This is a genomic window from Streptomyces sp. NPDC002784 (assembly GCF_053592135.1).
Genome location: NZ_JBSFVD010000119.1, coordinates 1 through 2,905, shown reverse-complemented (window position 1 = coordinate 2,905; position 2,905 = coordinate 1). Strand labels below are relative to the sequence as shown.

At 70.7% G+C, this 2,905-nt stretch carries 3 protein-coding genes; all 3 read right to left on the bottom strand.

The window, feature by feature from the left end; translation table 11 throughout:
* Positions 1-872 (bottom strand): pectate lyase family protein (locus tag ACWD1Z_RS36975; protein ID WP_451125241.1); only part of this gene is annotated, 872 nt, incomplete at its 3' end.
* 12 nt (positions 873-884) lie between these two features.
* On the bottom strand, positions 885-1,883 hold the full coding sequence (locus ACWD1Z_RS36970; RefSeq protein ID WP_451125239.1) for a pectate lyase family protein: 999 nt from the start codon (positions 1,881-1,883) through the stop codon (positions 885-887).
* Positions 1,884-1,894: 11 nt separating this feature from the next.
* Positions 1,895-2,905 (bottom strand): pectate lyase family protein (locus tag ACWD1Z_RS36965; RefSeq protein ID WP_451125237.1); only part of this gene is annotated, 1,011 nt, incomplete at its 5' end.

Sequence of the window (2,905 nt, the reverse complement as noted above, 5' to 3'; positions counted from 1 at the left end):
CCGGGGCCGCTGTCGTCGTAGCCCGAGTAGATCGGATGGGGCACGTTCTCGAAGTAGTTGCCCTCCACGAGCACGCCCGCGTTCTCGGTGGAGGCCACTCCGTAGAGCCGGTTGTTGCGGTAGTGGTTGTTGTAGACGTGCACGGGCTCGGCGAAGCGGACACGGGGGTGGCGCTGGTCGGTGCCGTCGAAGAAGTTGTGGTGGTAGGTGACGCGCAGCTTGCCCCGGTCGGCGGTGTAGCTGTCGCTGTGGCCGAGCAGGCAGGTCTTGCTGTGGTCGTGGAAGCGGTTCCAGGAGATCGTGATGTAGTCCGACTCGCGCTTGACGTCGAGGAGCCCGTCGTAGCCCTGCGAGAAGTCGCAGTGGTCGATCCACACGTGGTGGGCGCGGTTGGTGACGCTGACGGAGTCGTCCGAGGCGTGGGTGAAGCGGATGTTGCGGATGATGACGTTGTTGCCGGGGCGGGTGGTGGAGCCGAGCTGGAGCCCGCCGCCGGTGATCTCCGCCGTGGAACCGACGCCCAGGATCGACTTGTTGGCGACGACCGTGAGCATGCCGTCGATCTCGATGCGGCCGGAGACGAGCAGCACGTACGGGGAGTTGCGGTTGACGTAGTCGGCGAGCTGGGCGCCGGTGGTGACGGTGACGGTGGGCCCGGCGACGCCGCCCGTGGTGGTGGTGAGGCCGAGCGCGGGAACGCTCGCGAAGCCGTCAGCGCTCTGCGCGGCCAGGGCGGCGAGCCGCTGCGGGGTGGGCGCGGCAGCGGGGGCGGCGAACGCTCTGGTGGCGGCCGTGCCCGAGGCCAGCAGGGCGGCGGAGGCGGCGGTGGTCGCGAGCAGGCCGCGACGGGACAGCGGGGGTGTGTCCGGCATGGGGGGTCTCCTTCAGGTCCGGCCGACGCCGGCACCGGCGGCGACCAGGGCGGGGACGGTGGCGGGGGCGTCGAGGGTGTACGCGTAGAAGGTGCGCGGCTCGGTGACGGTGCCGAATCGCTCGGGGGCGCCGCAGTTCACGTAGACGTTGGAGCGCTCGACGACCCGGCCGGGGCCGCTCTCGTCGTAGCCCGAGTAGATCGGATGGGGCACGTTCTCGAAGTGGTTGCCCTCTACCAGCACGCCCGCGTCCTCGGTGGACGCCACCCCGTAGAGGGTGTTGTTCCGGAAGTGGTTGTTGTAGACGTGCACGGGCTCGCCGAAGCGCACGCGCGGGTGGCGCTGGGCCGTGCCGTCGAACAGGTTGTGGTGGATGCTGACCCGCAGCCGGCCCCGGTCCTGGGAGCCGTTGGAGTCCGAGTGGCCGAGCAGCATGGTCTTGCTGTGGTCGTGGAAGCGGTTCCAGGAGACGGTGACGCAGTCCGCGCCGCGCACGATGTCGATGAGGCCGTCGGCGCCGGAGCTGAAGTCGCAGTGGTCGATCCAGATGTGGTGCGAGGACTGCTGGATGCTCAGCGAGTCGTCGTCGGCGTGCGTGAAGCGCAGGTTGCGGATGATCACGTTGTGGCGGCGGTACATGTCGAGTCCGCCGCCGGTGATCTCCGCGTCGTCGCCGAGTCCGACGACCGTCTTGTTCGAGCGCAGTCCCTGCTTGCTGGTGATCTCCATGGTGCCGGAGACCTGGATGACGTACGGCCCCTCGCGGTCGCAGTAGTCGAGGAACGTCTCGGCGTCGGTGACGGTGACCACCGGGCCGCCCGCGCCGCCGGTGGTGCCGGACAGGCCGTGCGCGGCGATGGAGGCGAAGCCGTCGGCGCGCTGCGTGGCGGACGGGGCGTACGCGCCGGGGCGGGCGGCGGCCCGCGCGGGGGCGCCGGCCGCCAGCAGGGCGGCGGAGGCGCCCGCCGACGCGAGCACGGCGCGGCGGGTGGGCCGGGGACGGGAGGTCATGGCCGGCCCCCTCAGATCTTTCCGGCGCCGGCGCCGGCCGGGACGACGGTCGGCACCTCGGCGGCCCGGTGGAGGGTGTACGCGTAGTACGTGCGCGGCTCGGTCACCGAACCCCGGGTCTCGATCGCGTGGTTGCAGTCGACGAGGATGTTGTCGCGCGCGACCAGACGACCGAGGTCACCGCTGAAGTCCACCCGCGCGGGGTTGTTGACGCTGAAGAAGTAGTTGCCCTCCAGCACCACCCCGGCGTCCATGGTGGAGGCCACGCCATAGCTGTTGTCGCGGTAGTAGTTGTTGTAGACGTGCACCGGATCGCCGAAGCGGACGCGCGGATTGCGCTGGTCGGAAGCGTCGAAGTAGTTGTGGTGGTACGTGACGCGCAGCCGGCCCCGGTCCTGGGCGGCGTTGTCGTCGTCGTGGCCGAGCAGCAGCGTCTTGTCGTGGTCGTGGAAGCGGTTCCAGGAGACGGTGACGTAGTCGGAGCCGCGCTTGATGTCGACGGCGCCGTCGTCGCCGTTGGAGAAGTCGTTGTGGTCGATCCAGATGTGGTGGGAGAACATCTGGATGTTGATCAGGTCGTCGCTGGCGCCGTCGAACCGCAGGTTGCGGATGATGATGTTGTGCACGGCGTTCGCGGGCGGTGAGGTGACGGAGTCGCTCGCCGGGAGGCCGATGTGCAGTCCGCCGCCGGTGATGCGGGCGCTGCCGCCGAGCCCGGTGATCGTCTTGTCGGAGGCCACCGGGTGCATGCCGTCGGTGGAGCCGGTCGGCAGCGTGATCGTGCCGCTGACCTGCACGGTCAGCGGGCCGGGGCGGGAGATGTAGTCCAGGAACTGGGCCGTGGTGGTGGCGGTGACGACGGGACCGCCCGCGCCGCCGGTGGTGCCGTTCTGCCCGAGCGCGTTGACGGAGGCGAAGCCGTCGGCGGTGGCGGTGGCGGCGGTGCTCTCCGGGGCCGCGGCGGCGGGGGCGGTGGTGCTCTCCGAGGCCGCGGCGGTGGGCGCGGGGCTGCGGCTTCCTGA

Excerpts from the sequence above, each read along its gene's own strand:
- ACWD1Z_RS36970 (WP_451125239.1), bottom strand. The coding sequence starts at position 1,883 with ATGACCTCCCGTCCCCGGCCCACCCGCCGCGCCGTGCTCGCGTCGGCG.